Source organism: Haloquadratum walsbyi C23 (assembly GCF_000237865.1).
Classification (GTDB): Archaea; Halobacteriota; Halobacteria; order Halobacteriales; family Haloferacaceae; genus Haloquadratum; species Haloquadratum walsbyi.
The window spans coordinates 851,875-872,227 of the sequence record NC_017459.1; the positions used below are offsets into that span (position 1 = coordinate 851,875).

The 20,353-nt window shown below is 46.8% G+C and carries 16 protein-coding genes; 6 read left to right on the plus strand and 10 right to left on the minus strand.

Annotated elements, in window-relative coordinates; all coding sequences use genetic code 11:
* The first annotated feature begins 316 nt into the window (after window positions 1–316).
* Complete coding sequence (locus HQRW_RS03790) at window positions 317–1,357, plus strand: transcription initiation factor IIB (RefSeq protein ID WP_014555527.1); 1,041 nt, start codon at window positions 317–319, stop codon at window positions 1,355–1,357.
* Window positions 1,358–1,635: 278 nt separating this feature from the next.
* Window positions 1,636–2,127, plus strand: a complete 492-nt coding sequence (locus HQRW_RS03795; protein ID WP_014555528.1) for an NUDIX domain-containing protein — start codon at window positions 1,636–1,638, stop codon at window positions 2,125–2,127.
* 156 nt (window positions 2,128–2,283) lie between these two features.
* Here the strand turns inward: HQRW_RS03795 and HQRW_RS03800 are convergent, their stop codons facing one another.
* Entirely contained in the window at window positions 2,284–3,579 is a 1,296-nt protein-coding gene (locus HQRW_RS03800; protein WP_173362464.1) for an asparagine synthase C-terminal domain-containing protein, read from the minus strand.
* A 3-nt stretch (window positions 3,580–3,582) separates the two neighbouring features.
* A complete protein-coding gene (locus tag HQRW_RS03805) occupies window positions 3,583–4,266 on the minus strand; it encodes a PHP domain-containing protein (protein WP_011570970.1) in 684 nt (227 codons plus the stop codon).
* A 134-nt stretch (window positions 4,267–4,400) separates the two neighbouring features.
* On the opposite strand from HQRW_RS03805, the gene purL reads away from it, so the two are divergent.
* Complete coding sequence (purL, locus tag HQRW_RS03810) at window positions 4,401–6,578, plus strand: phosphoribosylformylglycinamidine synthase subunit PurL (RefSeq protein ID WP_014555530.1); 2,178 nt, start codon at window positions 4,401–4,403, stop codon at window positions 6,576–6,578.
* A gap of 47 nt (window positions 6,579–6,625) precedes the next feature.
* On the opposite strand, the gene HQRW_RS15990 is transcribed toward purL, so the two are convergent.
* Complete coding sequence (locus HQRW_RS15990; protein ID WP_162467400.1) at window positions 6,626–6,790, minus strand: DUF7550 family protein; 165 nt, start codon at window positions 6,788–6,790, stop codon at window positions 6,626–6,628.
* A 321-nt stretch (window positions 6,791–7,111) separates the two neighbouring features.
* Between HQRW_RS15990 and hisF the strand changes: the two genes are divergently transcribed.
* A complete protein-coding gene (gene hisF / locus HQRW_RS03815) occupies window positions 7,112–7,924 on the plus strand; it encodes an imidazole glycerol phosphate synthase subunit HisF (RefSeq protein WP_014555531.1) in 813 nt (270 codons plus the stop codon).
* A 241-nt stretch (window positions 7,925–8,165) separates the two neighbouring features.
* Here the strand turns inward: hisF and HQRW_RS03820 are convergent, their stop codons facing one another.
* The 4 genes from HQRW_RS03820 to HQRW_RS03835 form a co-directional block, all read right to left on the minus strand.
* On the minus strand, window positions 8,166–8,456 hold the full coding sequence (locus HQRW_RS03820; protein ID WP_011570974.1) for a DNA-directed RNA polymerase subunit L: 291 nt from the start codon (window positions 8,454–8,456) through the stop codon (window positions 8,166–8,168).
* Between the two features lie 540 nt (window positions 8,457–8,996).
* Window positions 8,997–10,040, minus strand: coding sequence for an MBL fold metallo-hydrolase (locus tag HQRW_RS03825; RefSeq protein ID WP_014555532.1), 1,044 nt, complete (start codon window positions 10,038–10,040; stop codon window positions 8,997–8,999).
* A 605-nt stretch (window positions 10,041–10,645) separates the two neighbouring features.
* Window positions 10,646–11,125 carry a DUF5793 family protein gene (locus HQRW_RS03830; RefSeq protein ID WP_011570976.1) on the minus strand — a complete coding sequence of 160 codons (480 nt, stop codon included), beginning with the start codon at window positions 11,123–11,125 and terminating at the stop codon, window positions 10,646–10,648.
* 159 nt (window positions 11,126–11,284) lie between these two features.
* Complete coding sequence (locus HQRW_RS03835) at window positions 11,285–12,901, minus strand: long-chain-fatty-acid--CoA ligase (protein ID WP_014555533.1); 1,617 nt, start codon at window positions 12,899–12,901, stop codon at window positions 11,285–11,287.
* 190 nt (window positions 12,902–13,091) lie between these two features.
* Here HQRW_RS03835 and mre11 point away from each other — a divergent pair, with 190 nt between their 5' ends.
* Together mre11 and rad50 are read left to right on the plus strand one after the other, a co-directional pair.
* The gene (mre11, locus tag HQRW_RS03840; protein ID WP_014555534.1) at window positions 13,092–14,648 is read left to right on the plus strand and encodes a DNA double-strand break repair protein Mre11; all 1,557 of its coding nucleotides are present in this window, start codon (window positions 13,092–13,094) and stop codon (window positions 14,646–14,648) included.
* The gene (gene rad50 / locus HQRW_RS03845; RefSeq protein WP_014555535.1) at window positions 14,649–17,345 is read left to right on the plus strand and encodes a DNA double-strand break repair ATPase Rad50; all 2,697 of its coding nucleotides are present in this window, start codon (window positions 14,649–14,651) and stop codon (window positions 17,343–17,345) included. It begins immediately after the preceding gene.
* A 79-nt stretch (window positions 17,346–17,424) separates the two neighbouring features.
* On the opposite strand, the gene HQRW_RS03850 is transcribed toward rad50, so the two are convergent.
* The 3 genes from HQRW_RS03850 to HQRW_RS03860 form a co-directional block, all read right to left on the minus strand.
* Window positions 17,425–17,859, minus strand: coding sequence for a DUF7346 family protein (locus HQRW_RS03850; RefSeq protein WP_011570980.1), 435 nt, complete (start codon window positions 17,857–17,859; stop codon window positions 17,425–17,427).
* A 916-nt stretch (window positions 17,860–18,775) separates the two neighbouring features.
* Complete coding sequence (locus HQRW_RS03855) at window positions 18,776–19,255, minus strand: DUF7322 domain-containing protein (protein WP_231852404.1); 480 nt, start codon at window positions 19,253–19,255, stop codon at window positions 18,776–18,778.
* Between the two features lie 159 nt (window positions 19,256–19,414).
* On the minus strand, window positions 19,415–19,603 hold the full coding sequence (locus tag HQRW_RS03860; protein ID WP_011570982.1) for a DUF7331 family protein: 189 nt from the start codon (window positions 19,601–19,603) through the stop codon (window positions 19,415–19,417).
* Window positions 19,604–20,353: the final 750 nt, after the last annotated feature.

The window sequence follows — 20,353 nt, forward strand, 5'->3', positions numbered from 1 at the left end:
TGGTAGGTGAGTAGAATACTTGACACAGGGGTGCCCTTTATTGAGCTGTGAGTATTTGAGTAATCATCTCATTGAATCAAATAACATCCAGAGTTACTGATCTAGAATTGTTGTACTTCATTTCACAGACGTCAGATCATATGTAATTATTCGTGATTTGACAAGTTCTTTTTATTCTGAATTAGATATGTCTTGTTTCGGGGTAAAGAGCCATTGAGTTCAGAAAAATCGTCTCAGCCGGCCGCCAGATATATATCATATTCGAGCAATCTTATTCTTAGAGAAACGAACTGTTTATCGCGTTCTCTCAACTGTTATGACTAACAATAGTCACCAATCCCCTGCTGTCACGCGCGCACGCGCGAGGAGGTCAGACGAACGCACGGAGACTGCTCAACAAGATGCGGATACAACTGTGTCTGATGAGACGACACGGTCTGCAGAATCTACAGAGACAGTCCGCTGTCCAGAATGTGAGTCGACTCAACTTATCACAGATGATGAACGTGGTGAGACAGTCTGTGCAGACTGTGGACTTGTTGTTGATGAAGATTCAATTGATCGTGGACCAGAGTGGCGTGCTTTCGATAGTGCTGAGCGTGATCAAAAGTCTCGTGTTGGCGCCCCAACGACAAATCTGATGCATGATAAAGGCTTGTCAACAAACATTGGCTGGCAAGACAAAGACGCATACGGAAACTCTTTGTCATCAACTCAGCGACAAAAGATGCAGCGGCTTCGAACATGGAATGAGCGATTCCGCACTCGGGATTCAAAGGAACGGAATCTCAAGCAGGCACTTGGTGAGGTCGACCGAATGGCATCAGCGCTTGGGCTTCCTGAAAATGTTCGTGAAACGGCTTCTGTGATTTATCGTCGTGCGCTTGATGAAGAACTACTGCCTGGTCGATCAATTGAGGGTGTTGCGACTGCATCGTTGTATGCTGCTGCTCGACAAGCTGGGACGCCGCGATCACTTGATGAAATTACAAATGTCTCACGAGTGGGTCGCGACGAAATTGCGCGCACATATCGGTATGTCGTGCGTGAACTCAAACTCCAAATCAAGCCGGCTGATCCAGAGCAGTATGTGCCGCGATTTGCCTCGGATCTTGACCTCTCAGATGAAGCTGAACGGCGTGCTCGTCAACTTCTTCGTAGTGCAAAAGAGCAAGGTGTCCATTCGGGGAAATCCCCGGTTGGTCTTGCAGCAGCGGCTGTGTATGCTGCATCATTACTCATCAATGAAAAAGTAACACAAAAAGAGGTCAGCAGTGTCGCAAATATCTCTGAGGTAACAATTCGGAATCGATATCACGAGCTGCTTGAAGCGGAAGAACAACTTTCTACCGCGTAAATTATTTATTTTTACTCGCTTGTTTTCTCTCTTATACAAGGGTGACTTCGCCCGCAAAGATACCGATTCTAGTATATTTTATCCGCTTCATCACATCTTATCTAGGCCGTGATCATTAGAAATCGAAAATTGATGTCGAATTAGTTTATTATGTATCCGTGTTGAATTATCAATCCTAGATACAAAGAAGATGCCCAATCAGTAAGCTACGGGAACTATCACTACTGTATAAGCGCCGGAAGCATCTGAATCAAGTATCTCACGATAGAGTATATACTATGGAGACCACGCGACATTTTACAACAACCGTCTATATTGTTGAGGATGACGCAACAGCGTTACATCATCATGAAAGACTCGGGATTCGCATCCCACCAGGAGGTCATATCGACCGTGATGAACTCCCACATGAAGCGGGACTCCGCGAAGTGTATGAGGAAACCGGGCTCGATGCAGAACTTATCCATACGCCAGCGGCAACGTCGGTTGATGCACCTGCTGGACAGGCGCTTCCGCAGCCACGGTATCAGATGCTTTATGATGTCACTACGCATGAAGATGGAACAGTGGGTCATCAACATATTGATCATGTGTATTATGCCCGGGTTAATAGCCGCTCAATTACTCCAAGTGAGCCCGATGAAGCTCCAGCATCGGCGTGGCAGTGGTATGATAAAGCGGATCTGACGACAAGCAACCTTGATGCTGACACCATTCAATTAGCACATGAGGCTATCAATGCTGCACAAGAATATGACGAGATATCATAATCATCTCTTTCATATTCTCTTCAGCACTAGATCTCATATAGTATATGACGGTCGAGATAAATCTATATTGCTATGTCAATAGTAAACAAAGCATTCATAACCATCTGATTCGACCTAAATCCAACGTATGATTCATCAGTTTTTAATTATCAAATATCACTTGATTAATGAATGGACATATTTCTGAATATGATGGTCCATTCGTCGTTTGAATCCATCCTGTCGGGCAAGTCGATCAAGTTCACGTGAAACATATGTTCCATACTGAACCGCTTTCTTCGATGCTGTGCGCACAGACTCCGGAACGATTCCATCAGCGGCCATCCTAAGTGCAATTTTTCGCTGATCACCACAAACAAGTAGCGATTCTGGTAGTGTGAGTGCCGACTCGACAATACTGTCATGAAGAAATGGCGTTATAGGTTCGACACCGCCGGCTCGAATAGCAAGCATATCGCGCTCGGCTTGCTTTGGCACCGTATTAACTAATTCTCGTTGGGCACCACGGATTGTTGTTGCGTTCACTCGTGGATCAGTTGGTGCCTTCTGCACCTTCGCGTATCCGCCAAACAGTTCATCAGCGCCCTGTCCAAGTGCAAGTCGGTCAAACCCGTCCGCGGCGACGCGTCGTGCAACGATGAAGAGTGGAACTGTGATCGCGAGATCCATTGGATTCGTCCGTCCAATTGCGGAAACGAGCTGTGGAATCGCCTCGATAATATCCGTATGTGAGATTTCAATCACATGGAGGTCTGCATTTCGATCCATAGCAGAAAGAGCCTCCTGTGCCGCGGTAATATCATGACATCCATCAAATCCAGCAACATAACACGGTGCGTTTGGACGTCCAGCAGCAACTACTGCGGAATCGATCCCGCCTGAGAATGCAATTGCTGTTGATTTATTTGAATTATCCGTTGTCTGCTTTTGTGTCTGTGTGATGATTGCCTTTTTCACACGCCTATATGCTTCATCATTATCAGTCGTTACCGGTGGCTTGGGAAGTGACCAATACCGAGCAATGTCGAGATGTCTAATTTCAACATCGACAGCAGCTGTATTCCCCTGTTGATCGCTATTCGCATCATCAATACTGGTGTTATTATCCGTATAGATGATGTTATCATCAGATATAGCTCTCTGAGATGGATCATATACTGCTCCAGGCGGTAGCGTTGCAGGCGCTTCAAGCGAGAGTGGGTTGAATGCCCAATCAGGCATCACACCGTGTGAAGATTGTGTAGCCGTTTCAAGAAATATCGGCTGACGACCAAGCACATCACGGACAAGCATCCCATCAATGTACCCCGCGAATCCGCCTGTCCCAGCCAATGCGATAGTATCGCTAATTGCATCATGAACCGTCTCCGTTGACGCTCCACGGAGTATAGACTCATTCTTCGTTGATGATTGTGGCTGTCCTGGTGGGTTTGTTGATGGTTCTGACACCATCAATTACACCAACTCGGAGAGTGTTCGCATAATCCGTCGTTTGACACCACCACTAAACTGTTTGAATGATACTCGCCATGGGGTTTTTGTTCCAATGACACTTGTCTCACCAGCGACGATTGCATTCAGAATTCCATCAACAGATTGGGTTTCGGTTGCAACTTCTGTGACTGCTTGCCCAACCATTTCGCTGATATGTGCATCACTTCCAGCAGTCATCGCAATATCATGAGTCTGTGCAAATTTCTTGGCCTTTCGATTTGCTCGCCCGGTCAGAAGCCGAGAATTATACACCTCAATCGCGTCGGCTGCGGTTAATTGCGCTGTGGCAATCTCAGCCGCAACACCATGGCGTGCTGATTGAAACGGGTGAGGGACAACAGCAATTCCTCCTTGAGATCGAATTCGAGTTACTGTTTCATCATATGAGAGCCCAGCGGGGACCTGCTCTGTGATACCGAAACCAAGCACATGCCCTGCTGCTGATGAAACCTCCATCGCCGGAATCCCGATTAAATCGTACTCTGATGCAAGTTCGGCTGCACGCAGACTTGCATCAATCTCGTCATGATCCGTCACGGCAAGAGCATCAAGACCAATCGCTGCTGCTTGCTCCAACAGTAGCTCAACTGGGTCGTGACCATCATATGACAGCGACGAGTGGGCGTGGAGCTCGACCGATAACACATATTATTGTAACTAACGAGATATAAAAAACGCCCCGGTCCATCCAGAATATGATACATATTAAATTAAGCAATTCAAATATATGAATTGATACATCAAAAGGTATTATCTATAGCTTCCCAAACAGCAGATGAATGACCCTGTCGGACTCAGATCTTGAACTCATTACGACCGAACTCGGACGTGAGTTGACACCCGCAGAAGCTGCATTATTCGAAAATCTATGGAGTGAACACTGTGCGTATCGATCCTCACGTCCTCTGCTTCAGTCATTCACCACAGGTGATGATTCCGCCAATGACGAGGGAGCGGAGCACGTGGTCATTGGTCCTGGTGACGACGCAGCGGTAGTTCGCCTTCCACGTGTCGATGAAGCGTCTGAGACACCGATTTATATTACGATGGGTATCGAAAGTCATAATCATCCCTCATATGTTGATCCGTATGATGGGGCTGCGACCGGCGTTGGAGGAATTGTGCGTGATACATTATCTATGGGCGCTTACCCGATAGCACTCGCAGATAGTCTTTACTTTGGTTCATTTGACCGTGAACGGACTCAATATCTTCTTGATGGAGTTGTTGAGGGAATCGCTGATTATGGGAATGCCATCGGTGTACCGACTGTTGCCGGAAGTGTTGAATTCCATAATAAATATACAGGCAATCCACTAGTTAATGTCGCCTGTATTGGGTTACTCACTGATGAACGACTCGTCACTGCGGAGGCACAGTCACCGGGCAACAAACTCGTTTTAGTTGGGAATGCAACTGGTCGAGATGGTCTTGGTGGCGCCTCATTCGCTAGTGAAGACCTTTCTGAAGATGCTGAGACGGAAGATAGACCAGCTGTGCAGGTTGGTGATCCATATACAGAAAAACGGCTTATCGAGGCAAATGAAGAACTCATTACAGCGGAACTTATTCAATCAGCACGTGATCTTGGTGCTGCTGGACTTGGTGGTGCCTCCTCAGAACTTGTTGCGAAAGGCGGTCTTGGTGCTCGTATTAATCTTGAACGTGTCCATCAGCGCGAGCCGGCGATGAATGCAATAGAAATCCTGCTTGCGGAATCACAAGAACGGATGTGTTATGAAGTCCATCCAGACGATGTTGAGACAGTGGGCGACATTGCAGCGAAATACGATCTTGGATACGCTGTCATTGGCGAGATACGCGATGGAAATTATGTCTGCACATTTGGCGATGAGACTGTTGTTGATGTTCCAGCGGGATTTCTCGCAGATGGTGCCCCGATGAACGACCTCTCAGCGACGGAACCGCCAACACCAGAGGAATCAACATTTCCCGCGATCGACGCAGCAACCGCATTTAATACAATTATAAGCACTCCCAATACGGCATCAAAACGCTGGATATATCGACAATACGATCATGAGGTTGGTCTGCGAACGGCGATGCGTCCAGGTGACGATGCTGCACTCATTGCGATCAGGGAGGCGGGCGTTGGTCTTGCACTCTCATCTGGAGCCGTTCCAGCATGGACAGAATCTAATCCATATAAAGGCGCTCAAGCAGTCGCACTTGAGAATGCAACAAATGTCGCAGCAAAGGGAGCGACTCCAATTGCTGCGGTTGACTGTCTTAATGGCGGAAATCCAGAGAAACCAGCCGTCTATGGTGCATTCAAAGACATTGTCCAAGGTCTTGCAGATATGTGTCACACACTTTCGATTCCGGTCGTCGGTGGAAACGTATCACTATACAATGACTCGACATCCGGACCGATTCCTCCGACGCCAACACTTGCGTTGGTAGGGACAAAATCGACATTTGATGCCCCACCGGCAGCGCTCACCGGAGATGGAACACTTCTGTTGGTTGGTCATCAAAGTAACAACCTCGGTGGATCAGAGCTCCTTGCACAAATCGGTGGGACAGATAAGTTTCCAGTGCTGCCATCAAATCCAACAGCAGTTGTTGATTCGCTCGCGCGTGTCGCGAATCACCCATCAACACTCGCAACTCACGATGTGAGCACCGGCGGTCTTGCGGTGACGCTCGCTGAATTAATCACCTCGGATGCTGGTGCGAGGGTGACAGTTCAAAATAAGACTTCGCTGTTCACTGAGACGCCAGGTCGTGCAGTCATCGAAACGACTGATCCAGATGCTGTTCGACACATATTCGAGGGTGTTGCACCAGTCGTTTCGCTTGGTGACACGACAACAGATGGAACTCTCACAATCAATATTGATGACGAAGATACGGCTAATGAGTCTCCAGCAGTGACAACTGATGCAGCAACAGTCGCCAAACAGCGACGCATTCTCGAGGACGCATTAGAGTAGTCTCATAATACAAAATGCAACAACACAATTTAATATGTCGGATGATCTCACGCTAGAAGAAGTGGAATCCCAAAAATAATGCCAATTCCAATGATGGTAATTATTATACCTGTCGTAACAGCACTCATACCGAATGGCTGCATCGGTGATGTAATACGCATCTGATCATTGGTGTCGGTTGAATGATCATCAGTAATCGTGTGTTCATTCATCACTCTCTCATTGTGAGTCGGTCATAAATATACTCTCGGCTTCAGTATCTTTCACGATATCAATAATTATATATAAAATTTATAAATTCACACGCGATAATATCCGCCGATGATGTCTCTGTGCAGAGCGTAAGTGCCCGTCAGGCGCAGTCTAGCTCTGGTGACAGAGTCATGAAAACTAAACCGAGAAGAACGACATCGATAATTCATAATATAGAGCGATGGTGTCTGCCTACAGTGTGAAGATCGTGGGATTGCGCCTGTTCAGAACGTAATAGTCGAAACGGTCAAACACGTCATCGGTAAATACATACTCATCGGATGTTGACAAAACGAATTATCCCATGTATTGATGTTGATCTTGATGAGGATGGAAACCCAGCCGTTTATACTGGAATAAACTTCGAAGATCTCGAGTATACTGGTGATCCGGTGGAAATGGCAAAACAGTATAATATGGCTGGTGCTGATGAATTTGTCTTTCTTGATATCACTGCTTCCGCTGTAGGTCGTGAAACGATGCTTGAGACAGTTTCCCGTGTTGCTGATGAGATATTCATTCCATTAACTGTTGGCGGCGGTATCAGGACTCGTGATGATATAAAGAGCACACTTCGCGCCGGAGCAGATAAAGTATCGATTAATACCGCAGCATTGGAAACCCCGGAACTGATCACCACCGGCGCATCTGCGTTTGGATCACAGTGTATTGTTATTTCAGTTGATGCCCGTCGTCGGTTCGATGAACAAGGTGAGAATTATCTCTCTGTTGACGGGGAATCATGTTGGTTTGAGTGTACAGTCAAGGGTGGTCGCGAAGGAACTGGTATTGATGTTCTTGAATGGGTAACTGAAGCTGAAACTCGGGGAGCCGGTGAGTTATTTATCAATTCAATCGACGCTGATGGCACACAAGATGGATATGATATTCCATTGACGAGCGCGGTGTGTGATGCCGTTTCAACGCCTGTTATTGCCTCCTCAGGGTGCGGTAGTCCAGCCGATATGCATGAGGTATTTACTGAAGCTGACGCGGATGCAGGGCTTGCAGCCTCAATTTTCCACTTTGGTGAATATAGTATTGAGGCGACAAAGGAGTATCTTGATGAGCGTGGTGTACCCATTCGAAGCTAAGTTATCAGCATCGCCACTACATTCTCATTTGATTATCACGCAATTACCGATTGTGACCGTCATTGTCACCACACTCACGATTATGATGCGAAATCTCTCTGCTGATTGAAGAATATCGTAAGTCAATTGATTGTCTCAGTACGCGTTGGGTACGATTACAATCATAACGTAACCTCTCATGACATTTTCACTATGTGAAATTACACGTTTGCAAATATCTGAAAATCCGCTGATAGAAATATTAAACCGCTGCTGTAAATGCGCTTGTAAAGTCATCAACTGTTGTCTGTACCTGTCGTGACGCATCGCCGAGCGCATCGAGCGGATCAACATCTGCATCAGGTTCTGTTTGGATTGAGAGGACTGGCTCAGTCTGTCCTCCTGATTGCTCGGGATTAACATCATATGTCGCGGCTGCAACCCCATCTGTCTGGAGCAAGGCTCCCTTTATTACATTCATGAATGTATGGTCCTCGCCAGCCACTTCAATACGGAGTTCAGTGTCCGTTCGTTCGATGACCCGTAATTCCATACCTACCTTTTCTGATGATGGTGTTTCAATATTTCGTCTTTACGGAGAGTTGAAAAAAAGCCTCGTCTTTCAGGGCGGAGATGAATTCGACAATCCTCTACAACCGATATTATCAATTATCCCGGCGTCGTATCCTGCGGTAATCGGAAGACTCAGGCTCACTTCCCGTTGATATTGACGATTCCATACCTACCGCTGGCACCCCCGGTGGGGAGTACCTGGTTGAGATTCATTCGCCGTCTTCACACTACACCTACCGTTACTGGAGACGGTCGGCAACGACCATGCAAACGGGGGGAGGGGGCGACAGCACACCAACACACGTCCCGTTCGCAGTTGCCCGGTATTCGGACGCCTCTGCTCAGACGATATCAAGGACGGGATAAGCGGATAGCGCGTCCTTCTCGGACGCTAGATAGATCATACCCCCGCTTTGAGGGTCGACGTGAGCGCACGAACTCGGTATTCACCACGCGAGGTGAAGACGTTGCCTTCGTGGGGCGCCGGACGGCCCAACGCCCATGAAGGAATCCTTGCGCTTCAGCGCGGAGAGGATGTCAAAAGTATTGTCTCAATATCAATATCACTCGCGATTTCGGGATTAATAATTCGATATTGTTGGCTATGTCCTCTACGCACGGGATCGACTCTTGTATCATTCTCAACCCGTTCTACAATTCCAGATTCAATAAGGCACATCAGATGGGCGAATGCTTCTCCAGGACCGTGGAGAATATGAATTGTATCAAGTTCACCAAATAATGCAGCACTCACGTTCCACACATCTGTGGTACCGTGTTCAGTGAGGACGTCATATAATCGCTGTGTCCGTTTGACATGATGCGTACAAATTGTATCAACCCGGGGTGCTGGATTAATAATACGTTCCCTGTGACCAGGCCATATATGTTCAAGTTCCATCTTGGATAAGCGATCAAGACTATTGAGATATGTGCTAACTGGGGACTCAACTCGAAGGTCCGCACCGCCGATATTTGGTGTATATTCCGGAAGAACAACATCGCCAACAAATGCGAATTTCTCTTTTTTATCACTATAGTGATATCCAACGTGACCTGCTGTGTGTCCAGGTAGATGCTTGACTGTCAATTCGATATCTCCAGCAGAGATCGTTTCTCCATCGGTCACGGGGTCGACATCAACTGATTCACCACCGATCCCGTTGAACCGATCAAGAAACGATAGTAACTCATCTTGCTTTGCTGCTGGAACACCCCATTCCTCAAGTCGCTGCTGTCGTACCTCTCGTCGTTTTGTTGAATTCTTTCCAGTTGCAATTAGGTCTGCGTCATCAGCGTGTGCACGGACTGTGGCCCCTGAGACATCCTGAATCTCTCCTGCGAGACCTGTGTGGTCAGCGTGCCAGTGTGTTAAAAGAATTTGATCGATTGATGACAATGAGACCCCAGCAGTGGTAAGTTCAGCCTCAAGTTCTGCTCGCGTCTCTGTGGTTGCAATACCAACATCAATCAGCGTGGTGACATTGCCGTCCAATAAATATGCGTTATTATTTCCCTCGAATACTGCGTTTCCAAGTTGGATTTGACGGACGTCGACTGTCATGTGCGCATTATTGAAGATGCAAGCCTAAAACCTCGCCCTTCAGCACAGGATGGACGTCAAATAACATAGTCTGAATATCACATCAATATCTGTGTATTCTACCTGACTCGGTATATTATAATGACGGAGGTGATGATCGGTGCAACCACAGTCAGTTGTGTGTGCATGATCAAGACGGAGACCTGTGTAGGACTCCGTTCATGATCAATTGACTGCAGAGAGCACCAGTCTTGCAGTCCGTCAGTGACGCTCTTGTCAAATGGACATTGAGCGTCAAAACTAAATTCGATATTTTTGCTCAAAAGGATACTGATAGAATCAAATAACGACCGAAGAAACAAAAAGATACGTAAACATTTATTTAAGCCGAAAATAATTGACGAAATTAAATTAATGGTCTCAACAGATTGGTTCATTATATCCAATCATACAATACCATCGATAACTCAATCGTCACAGCGAATTACAGTTTGATATCTTCGTCCGCGTGAACGCTTATCAGCGGTCCGGAGGTCGTGGTGTTGGACCTACTCAGCATATGATGTTTACATTGCAGAACGACAGTTTCAGTCGTGTAAGAAGCTCAATAGGTGTTCACCAGTTAATTACAACTCAACACCAGAAGGGATTAGACTATGTGAGCGAAGAAGCTTCCCATCAGCATCGTATACGAGAAATGTCTCTTTATGATAGACGACAGCCTCAGTTCCTTCGATATATAATTCAACGCGGTATCTCCCGCCCTCAGTATCAACACTACCGTCGTGACCATATTCTCGGGCAGCTCGAATGAATGATAAGACGCTGTCAGCTGACTCATTTAGTTCAAGAATAAAATCACCGGTGATTCGGTTTGTTACACTCACTACACCACTTGCATCTGGATCCTCGACTGAACCCTGCAATCGGAATGCAACGTCTGTCTCATCGGCATCAAGATACTCCCCATTAGGGTCTGTCAATTGCGATTCAAGTACATCAGTTGGACCATCAAAATCAATCCTGACCTGTGGTTCACGGGGGTCCGTATCGTTATCTACCCAGGCAACATCGGTCACATCCAGTTCAAAGTAATCCCGCCTCATTCCGTGTCTCTTGATTTGAGACGGGCGAGTATGAACGTAACGTTCGCTCAATCTCATAATACATATATTTACCTCGCCACTCATCACTCGATTATAACGACTGCAAATTGTTTGTGGAATTGCTGTTACACTCTGATTACGCAATCGTATGATACATAATTACCCTTCCCCAACCATCCGTTCTTCACCCTCCCACTCAGACTCGCGAAGTTCATATTTTTGAATCTTCCCAGTCGCGGTTCGCGGTAACTCATTGACAAACTCGATCTCACGCGGTATTTTATACCCCGCGAGCATCCCTTTACAGTGCTCGATCAATTCTGATTCGCTCACATTTGACGTCTGTGGGTTCGCAGTTACCGGAACAACGAATGCCTTTGGTGATTCACCCCACTCCTCAGATGGCACGGGGATAACAGCAACATCACTCACAGCTTCATGACTAAATAGTGTATCTTCTAATTCAATGCTTGAAATATTCTCACCACCCGAAATAATAATATCCTTCTTACGATCCTGAATCTCAATAAACCCATTCTCATCTACAACTGCCAAATCACCCATGTGATAATAGCCATCAATCCGATCGCTAAATGCTGTTTCCGTCTGTTCGGGCTTCTTCCAGTAGCGGTCCATCACCTGATTACCGCGGACCACAATCTCACCAATCGATTCGCCGTCCCACGGGACCCTTTCACCAGTTTCATCAACGACAGTAACCTCAGTCCCGAGATATCCAATTCCCTGTTTTTTCTTCAAACCAAATCGGTTATCACTATCATCAAGTCGCCGATCGACGTCTGATGTTGTAATGAGCGGTCCTGTTTCAGTCGCGCCATACACATGCAGGAGATCCCAGCCAAACTCTTCCTCAACCGTCCTGATTGTTGCCTCTGGTGGTGCAGCACCCGCGGTTGCTGCACGCACTGATGCATCACCAGTTGTTTTCACACCACCCTCGCTATCATACCGATCCATTAACATATTCAGCACCGTCGGAGCAGCACAAAGATATGATACGTCCTCAGATCTGATTGTATCAAAAATCCATTCGGCATCAATACCCCGGGTGCAGACGTGTTTTCCTCCAAGTCCGGTTATAGCATATATGTGCCCCCACCCATTGACATGAAACATTGGGAGTGTCCAAAGATATACATCGCCGTCAGAAATTTGTTGATGTATTGAAACATACTGTGCATGCAGCGTTTCCGTTCGATGCGTGCGACAGACTCCTTTTGGGTCACCGGTGGTTCCAGACGTATAATTTATTGTTACAACTTCATCCTCACTCATGCTTGGACGGCTATATTCGGTCGACTGAGCGATAATATCATCAAATTCGTGCCATTTACCCTCAGTGTTTGTTTCTGAAATATCATTTGTAATGAACGTCTCTGTTGGCACGTCATCTCGAATTGTATCAATTTTCTCAGCATACTCATGATCAGCGTAGACAACGGAAACATCAGCATCTGAGAGGATATACTCATAATCCTCAGCAATAAGTCGATAATTAAGCGGTGTATGGATACCTCCGATTTGGAATGTTCCGTATGCGGCTTCAAGATGATAATGAGTGTTTGGGTCGAGCACTGCAACGCGATCACCCTTTTCAACACCCATCCGTCTAAGCGCTGCGGAAAATCCATCTGCGCGGGTCCCAAGCTCATCATACGTATATCGACTTCCATCGGTTCCGACAACCGCCTCGCAGTCGCCATAATATCTGCGTGCCCGGTCAAGGAAATCTGTAACCAATAATGGTTTTTGCATTGCCAGATATTCTGTATACATTCATCATAAATAATACGGTTTATACAACCAGTCAACCAGTTGAGTATATGTCTAAGAAGAAACACATATTATCTATTTTTATTACCCAAAATTATAATTATAATGTGCAGTCGTGATTTCCCCGCACTCACGGAACCGTTTTAGGCGCAACGATATAATAAATCACCAAATGACGCGGGTGATTCATACCGGCGACACCCACATCGGGTACCAACAGTACCACTCGCAAATACGACGCGAGGACTTTCTTAATGCATTTAACCAAGTCATTACTGACGCGTGCGATGCTGATGTCGACGCGGTTATTCATGCAGGTGATCTCTTTCATGACCGCCGCCCATCGCTGACAGATCTTCTTGGAACAATTGATATCCTTCGAGATTTGCGCGAGGCTGATATTCCATTTCTTGCTGTTGTTGGCAATCACGAATCGACTCGTCACGGACAATGGCTTGATTTGTTTGAGCGACTTGGACTTGCTGAACGACTTGATAACTCACCGCGATACATCAATGATAATCTTGCACTCTATGGGCTTGATCACGTTCCACCATCTCGACGAGAGGAACTTACATATGAATTTAACCCACATGAGGCTACTCACGCCGCCCTTGTTAGCCACGGACTATTCACCCCTTTTGCACACGCAGACTGGGAGACAGAAACGGTGCTCACGACTGCATCAGTTGATTTTGATGCATTGCTGCTTGGAGATAACCATGCTCCCGGCGTTGAGACGGTTGAGGACGCTTGGGTAACTTACTGTGGTTCCACAGAACGAACAAGTACAGTTGAGGAATCTGCCCGCGGATATAATCTTGTTACATTCGATACTGACGTTGATATTCGCCGTCGAAGTCTCGAAACGCGCCCATTTGTGTTCGTCTCTGTTGATCTTGCCACAGGCGAGGGAGCTGAGCGGGTCTGTGACCGCCTTCGTGAATACGACCTTGGCGATGCTGTTGTTGTCATTGAAATTACTGGTGACGGTGACTCCGTTCCGCCAGCCACGATTGAGACGTTCGCGACTGACCATGGTGCACTCGTTGCTCGTGTTACTGATCGCCGTGAGCATCCTGAAGAGGGGAATATAGATACCACTGTCTCATTTGCCGACCCAGATGCTGCTGTTGAACAACGAATCCGAGAGCTTGATCTCTCGACTGCAGCACACGACATTGATACCATGATTCGTTCAGATAGCATTTCTGATTCGAATATCCGAAATACAGTCACTGAGGAAATCTCAGAGCTACTAACTAACGAGTCACTTGATGCATTTACTCAAACATCTTCAGCAGACACAAACACATTTAACAAAACAACCCCGACAAGTCCCGAAGGCACACAGTCAGATTCATCGATATCGTCGGCTGATTACACAACGAACCCACCATCATCGAATAAAGAAACGGAAAATCATACACCGTTTGTCCAACAGCCACAATCGACGGTCAAAGATGACGATACAGATATCAAGATTGACTCAGATGATATGTCGAACGATGAAAACATGGATATTATCGCGGATACCAACCGTTTCACAAATATATCCCAAGATGCAAATACAGACACAGACACAACCGCGAACATCGGTTCAGACTCAAATGCAGAGCCCAGTATAGATAGAACTGAAGAAACAGAGCTATCTGACGATGAATCGGATACATCTGAAACTGACGAATCTAATTCTGCATCAAGTCAATTCACTATGGAGGATTTTTAGATGCGCTTTGATCATATTACCCTCGAGCATTTTAAGCCGTACGCAGACGCGAGTTTAGATCTCCAAGACGGTGTGACAATCATCCATGGACTAAATGGCAGCGGGAAGTCGTCATTACTCGAGGCCTGTTTTTTTGCACTTTATGGTGCACGTGCACTTGATGAAACGCTTGATGACATTGTCACAACTGATGAAGATGATGCAACGATTGAACTCACTTTTTCACATGCTGGATCACAATATCATATCAAGCGGCGACTCCGGCGAAGTGGCGATCGAATACAGACAGCTCAATGTACACTTGATGGTCCGGATATAGAAATTGATGGAGCGACCGACGTCAGAGCATTTATCACCGATATTCTTCGGATGGACGCTGAAGCCTTTGTTAACTGTGCGTATGTGCGCCAAGGGGAGGTAAATAAACTTATTAATGCAACTCCGACGCAGCGACAGGCAATCATTGACGATCTTCTTCAACTTGGTCGACTTGAGATGTATCGTGAGCGTGCGTCCGATGCCCGACTTGGCGTTGAGGACATTCTTTCTGAGCAACGTGGTGCTCAAACCGAGATTAAAACACAAATCGAGCGAAAAGAGGACGCCAATTTGCATGAAAAGCTCAATGAATATGAGGCTGCCCGAGCAGATATCGATGCAGAAATTGAACGATATGAGGAGAATAAAATACGGGCTCAAGAAACCCGAGATAACGCCAAAGAGATTCTAACGTCACATGAAGAAACACAAGAGGAACTCACAGAACTAGAAGCCGAAATCGACGATCTTCGCATGACCATCGAAGAAGATGAGTCGACCCGCGCAGACTTTCGTGAAGCAATTGAAACAAAGACTGAACAGGTGGAGACACTCTCGTCAGCGCGTACTGATGCACTCTCATCTGCTGAGGTTACATCGGCTGATGCAGACACGCTCGCAGCACGTCGGTCTACTCTTGATGATAAGGAGTCCTCAATTCGTGACTCATTGCAGACAGCACGACAGCAGCAAACAATGTTTGAAAACCAAGCTGAGAGGCTAACTGAGCGGGTTGATGAACTTGAATCGCGCGCTGATGAGCTCCAAGAACAGGCTTCAGAAGCAGAAACCGCGGTCACGGAGGCGAAAGAACAAATTACAACTCAACAAAAAGCTCAAGCGGACATCGAAGAGCAAATGACGTCGGTGCGTGAGCAGTTCAATAATTCGCCGGCAACTCTAGGTAAAGCGACAGAGTATCTTGAAATGCTTCAAGAAGAGCATGATGACATCCGCAATGATCTTGCGTCTACTCGTGCATCACTTTCGACCGTCCAAGACCGCCGTAATGAAGCACAGACGCTTCAAGAAGCTGGTAAGTGCCCAACATGTGAACAGCCAATTGAGGAATCACCACATGTTGAGGCACTTGACGAGTATGACGTGCAGATTGAAACGCTTACTGAGCGTCTCAGTCAACTTGAAACAAAACAGAATAAAGTAAATAATAAAATTGAAGCCGCTGAGTCCCTCGTTGAATCTGAACGACAGTTTGAGACTCTCAAAGAACGAAAATCTCTCGCAAGTGAACGGATTGCAGACGCGCGTGAAGCGGTCAATGAGCAGACCGAGACAGCAGCATCACTCCGCGAGAATGCAGGCGAGCTTGAGACAGAAGCGGATGAAAAACGGGATGCGGCAGCAACACAGATGTCAAATGCTGATTCAGAAGCTGAAAAAGTGGCTACATTGGAATCAAAGCTAGAGACAATCAATAATGCTCGCGATCAATTGGATAATCTTGCGGAAATTCAATCAGAAATTGAGAACATAAGAGCAGAGATCGAGCGCCTCCGTGAGCGACGTGAGGAAATCGCAGATCGAAATGATGAGCGCCGTGAATATCTCCAAGCGAAGCGTGACCGTCATGCAGAACTCACTGCGGATGTCAACGAAGCACGAATTGAAAAAGCACAGAACAATCATGAAGAAGCGGTCTCATATCTTGAGGATGTTTCTGAGAAACTTGATGAATTACGCGACAAGCGTGACAATATCCAAAGTCAAATTGGAAGTGTCCGTGGAGAAATTGAAAATTTGGCTGAGCTTCGGGAAAAACATACAGCAATTAATGATCGCGTTAGTGCGCTTGAGACGCTTCATGAGCAAGTTGAAACCCTTTCATCAACATATCGAGAACTGAGAGCCGACCTCCGTAAGCAAAATGTTGAAACGCTTGAGCGGATGCTAAATGAGGTATTTATGCTTATATACGATAATGACGCTTATTCTCGAATCCAACTTGATGATGCATATGAGTTGACTATCTTCCAGAAGGATGAAACTGCTCTCAATCCAGAGCAACTCTCAGGTGGTGAACGTGCACTATTTAATCTTTCATTACGTTGTGCAATCTATCGACTATTAGCAGAGGGCATCGACGGAACAGCACCGATGCCACCACTTATATTAGACGAGCCGACTGTATTCCTTGATTCCGGACATGTTGGTCGACTTGTCGACCTTATCAAGGATATGCAGCGTCGTGGCGTCGCACAGATTCTGATTGTGAGTCATGATAAAGAACTCATTGCGGCGGCAGATCATCTTGTGACAGTTAAAAAAGACCCAACAAGCAATCGATCATCAATCACGCGGATTGATGACCCACAGCGGGCGGCGATCAGCGCTGCAAGCTCAAATAAAACACCGCAATAAAAAAATCTGGATCGCTTATATACTAATAACTGAGTGGTTTATTCCGCATCTCCGGCGCCTCACGAACGACCACCTGTGATTATTTTGAAATCGACCGAAGTGATTCAATTGCGGTTTTAGTCATTTCTGTTGGTCCATATCCACGTTCACCATATATTTCTATCTCAGTAATGAGTCCTGCAGCGCGAAATTCAGCAAGTTGCCCATTGAGTTCTGATTCGCAGTAATCGTATGCATCGAGCATACTCACGACGCTGAGACCCTCCCGATCCGTGAGTTCAATCAATAGTCCGAGTGCATCCTCGCCATGACTTGCAATAAGCACGGTTCGTACAGTCTCTGGGACTCCACTTGCAGCAGCAACAAGCGGTGAATCATCTGTGTCGGCAATCGTTAACTCCTCATTTGAGACGTATTTTTCCTCACCTGAACGTGGATCGCGGATGAGACTTGACTCACTTGACTCCTTGCACAGCAAATATTGAGTGCCATCAGCATGATAGACAGTCCGCATTCACAATAGGTAATCAATGAGACAGTATAAACCCATCTGACAAAACATCTCATTTCGAATTGCAAATAATCAAACACCTCATATCCGAATTCAAATGTTAATATATATCTCAATTATTACAAATATGAGTATCGTTTCCGAATCCGAATCATCTGACTATCTATCTATACCCGACTCACTCATCTGTTGGACTCGCGCACAAGGATAATTTTCAACATGAAATCCCGACTTCAGTACATCCATCTGTATCCAGGGAAAGAGCCCACAATTTTAGTTGATTTGAGGCGCTAAGCCCCTCCTCAACGCCCGAACAGAGTGAGGGCGTAGGGAGGGGATACAGTGCCGCATAGTTTGGTTGCGCGTTCATCGCTACGTTTACTTTACTACCCACACGGGTGAGTCTGGTAGTACGATGCTCACCATGTCTCTAACACTGTCTCTTACCCATAGGTTCGTGGAGTCGTAACCGGGCGTTTCAGACGCTCTCAGAGGTATTTTGAACGCAAAAAATCGAGGCGAGAAGCGACTCAGACAGTGATATCGGCTGTGGGGGTTATAGAACGCCGGTAATCAACTCCACTACAATTGTTCCAAAGAGGTGTTGAAACTGTAGATGCCGAGGATTTCAGTCGTGCTCGCCGATCCCGCTCCGCTACAATCCTGACTCGATTTGTGGGTAAGAGACAGGTCTCTAACAGTAACAGTGTTCAAGCGCGACAAGAAGCGCGCACCGTCGTTGTGGCCGAGTGTCCATCTGGGAGGAGTGGGACACTCCGAACCACCTGTGAAGGGAAATCGCCTGCGGAGTCTGGAACCGCTGTGTCCACGTCGGGAACAAGTTCCAACACAGAGACAGGGAGCCCTGTCCTCACCAAGCGAGGGGCGGGGAGCCCCGAGCGCGGTAGGGCAGGGTAGTTCAGGAACTGCCATCTTTATTATTGGCTTGATCATCGACCTTGCGCGCATGATCATCTGCCGTTGAGATAGGCTGAGTGGTGGTAGTAGTCTCTTCAGGGTTGGTGTCGTCATTGTTTGCATCACCGATATAATCATAGTACCGGGTGGTTAACCGGTATGTTCGATACGATGTAATGAGACCAAGAGCAATACTACCACTACCCCAACTCCACTGACCGCGAAACCCAATCAGAAGGATCCCGATTCCAATTCCAGCTACCGCGATATTCGCAAACACAACAGCCACGATGAAAAACCGTGCTTGCTTACCACTAATCGTTTCTCCTGACGCTGCTAATCCGGACTCTTCACCTGTCGTTTTCGTACTAGGAATATCAACCGATGGAATCGAGACAAGATCATTCTCTGGATCCCCCCACCGTGACTCTGGGTCATATTCGGTTGGTTCGTCAGGCCACTCATCACTATCAAATGGCATACACATAGAAATATCCGAGGAATCAAAAGGAGTTCCTTCGGCAAAACCTCCGCTGTGAAGTACTCTAGGGGCAAGCCTCCATGTTTCACCATTCGGAGCTTTGCACCGCACCCAACAGGCGAATTTAGTTTAGTTAATATATGTAACGCTCAAAACTAATCAGCAGTATTCACTGAGTGTAATCGTCTCTGACGTCTCAACCCATGCAAGAGGGTTCTGTGGGTCATAGAATACGATCCCGTCGTCAACTTCATATGATTCGACATCGTCGAGTCCTCTTGCTTCACCCACTCGCGCTGGTACAGGCGGCGATTCATCCGTCTGTTCGGAGTCCGCATGGTCGGACATCGTGTTAATTGGTAGAGTATGGCATGACTTATACTAATCGGTGCTATCCAGATATCTTTCTAAGGAGTATAGCAAGAGTTTCACTGGTCAGTTGACCCGTGAAGTACCTCGGGGTCAAGCCCCGAGGCTTCACCGTTTGGGGTCTGCACAGCACCCGCAGGCGAATTTAATTCCCTCCGACCTTCCCCGTGAGGGGTCGGCTGGAATTAACACCCGAACTCCGCGAGGAGTCCGTGGAGGTCGGCGGCTTCACTCTGCCCGTTGAAACCCCCGTCGCACCACCATAGTAGCGGATTTTGAGAGCGGCCACATTTCCAAACTGTCAAACGACCAGCGAAGGAAATGAGGTCTTCATTTCCATACTTTGATGGGTTGTTTCTGGTGGTTGTCGCCATACCAACGCTAGAAATATTTAAATTTGTGGCATATAGTGACGGCATTCACCCTCGGGGTCAAGCCCCGAGGCACTCTGCCTGTTAATCTGTAGATAAGTCGCGTACGCTACTCTCACAATACATAGTTTCAATCTGCCAGAACCCGAGTTTTTCAGTACGAAAGCCAAGATAACTGCTTCACAATGTCCACGCACCTATAATCAAAAGCTGTAATACATTATGAGTCTAGTTGCATTGAGCGGGAGTGAAGCCGCCAACTTTCATCTCCACGGACATAATGCGGGTATTCGGACATTACTGCTTCCACACGGACCCAACGACAAGTGCAGAGTGAATTACTAATGTGGGATAACAC

What these genes read in the sequence shown, in the direction of transcription:
- HQRW_RS03790 (WP_014555527.1), top strand. Translation starts at nt 317, where the DNA reads ATGACTAACAATAGTCACCAATCCCCTGCTGTCACGCGCGCACGCGCG.
- HQRW_RS03795 (WP_014555528.1), top strand. Translation starts at nt 1,636, where the DNA reads ATGGAGACCACGCGACATTTTACAACAACCGTCTATATTGTTGAGGAT.
- HQRW_RS03800 (WP_173362464.1), bottom strand. Translation starts at nt 3,579, where the DNA reads ATGGTGTCAGAACCATCAACAAACCCACCAGGACAGCCACAATCATCA.
- purL (WP_014555530.1), top strand. Translation starts at nt 4,401, where the DNA reads ATGACCCTGTCGGACTCAGATCTTGAACTCATTACGACCGAACTCGGA.
- HQRW_RS15990 (WP_162467400.1), bottom strand. Translation starts at nt 6,790, where the DNA reads ATGAATGAACACACGATTACTGATGATCATTCAACCGACACCAATGAT.
- hisF (WP_014555531.1), top strand. Translation starts at nt 7,112, where the DNA reads ATGTTGACAAAACGAATTATCCCATGTATTGATGTTGATCTTGATGAG.
- HQRW_RS03820 (WP_011570974.1), bottom strand. Translation starts at nt 8,456, where the DNA reads ATGGAATTACGGGTCATCGAACGAACGGACACTGAACTCCGTATTGAA.
- HQRW_RS03825 (WP_014555532.1), bottom strand. Translation starts at nt 10,040, where the DNA reads ATGACAGTCGACGTCCGTCAAATCCAACTTGGAAACGCAGTATTCGAG.
- HQRW_RS03830 (WP_011570976.1), bottom strand. Translation starts at nt 11,125, where the DNA reads ATGAGGCGGGATTACTTTGAACTGGATGTGACCGATGTTGCCTGGGTA.
- HQRW_RS03835 (WP_014555533.1), bottom strand. Translation starts at nt 12,901, where the DNA reads ATGCAAAAACCATTATTGGTTACAGATTTCCTTGACCGGGCACGCAGA.
- mre11 (WP_014555534.1), top strand. Translation starts at nt 13,092, where the DNA reads ATGACGCGGGTGATTCATACCGGCGACACCCACATCGGGTACCAACAG.
- rad50 (WP_014555535.1), top strand. Translation starts at nt 14,649, where the DNA reads ATGCGCTTTGATCATATTACCCTCGAGCATTTTAAGCCGTACGCAGAC.
- HQRW_RS03850 (WP_011570980.1), bottom strand. Translation starts at nt 17,859, where the DNA reads ATGCGGACTGTCTATCATGCTGATGGCACTCAATATTTGCTGTGCAAG.
- HQRW_RS03855 (WP_231852404.1), bottom strand. Translation starts at nt 19,255, where the DNA reads ATGCCATTTGATAGTGATGAGTGGCCTGACGAACCAACCGAATATGAC.
- HQRW_RS03860 (WP_011570982.1), bottom strand. Translation starts at nt 19,603, where the DNA reads ATGTCCGACCATGCGGACTCCGAACAGACGGATGAATCGCCGCCTGTA.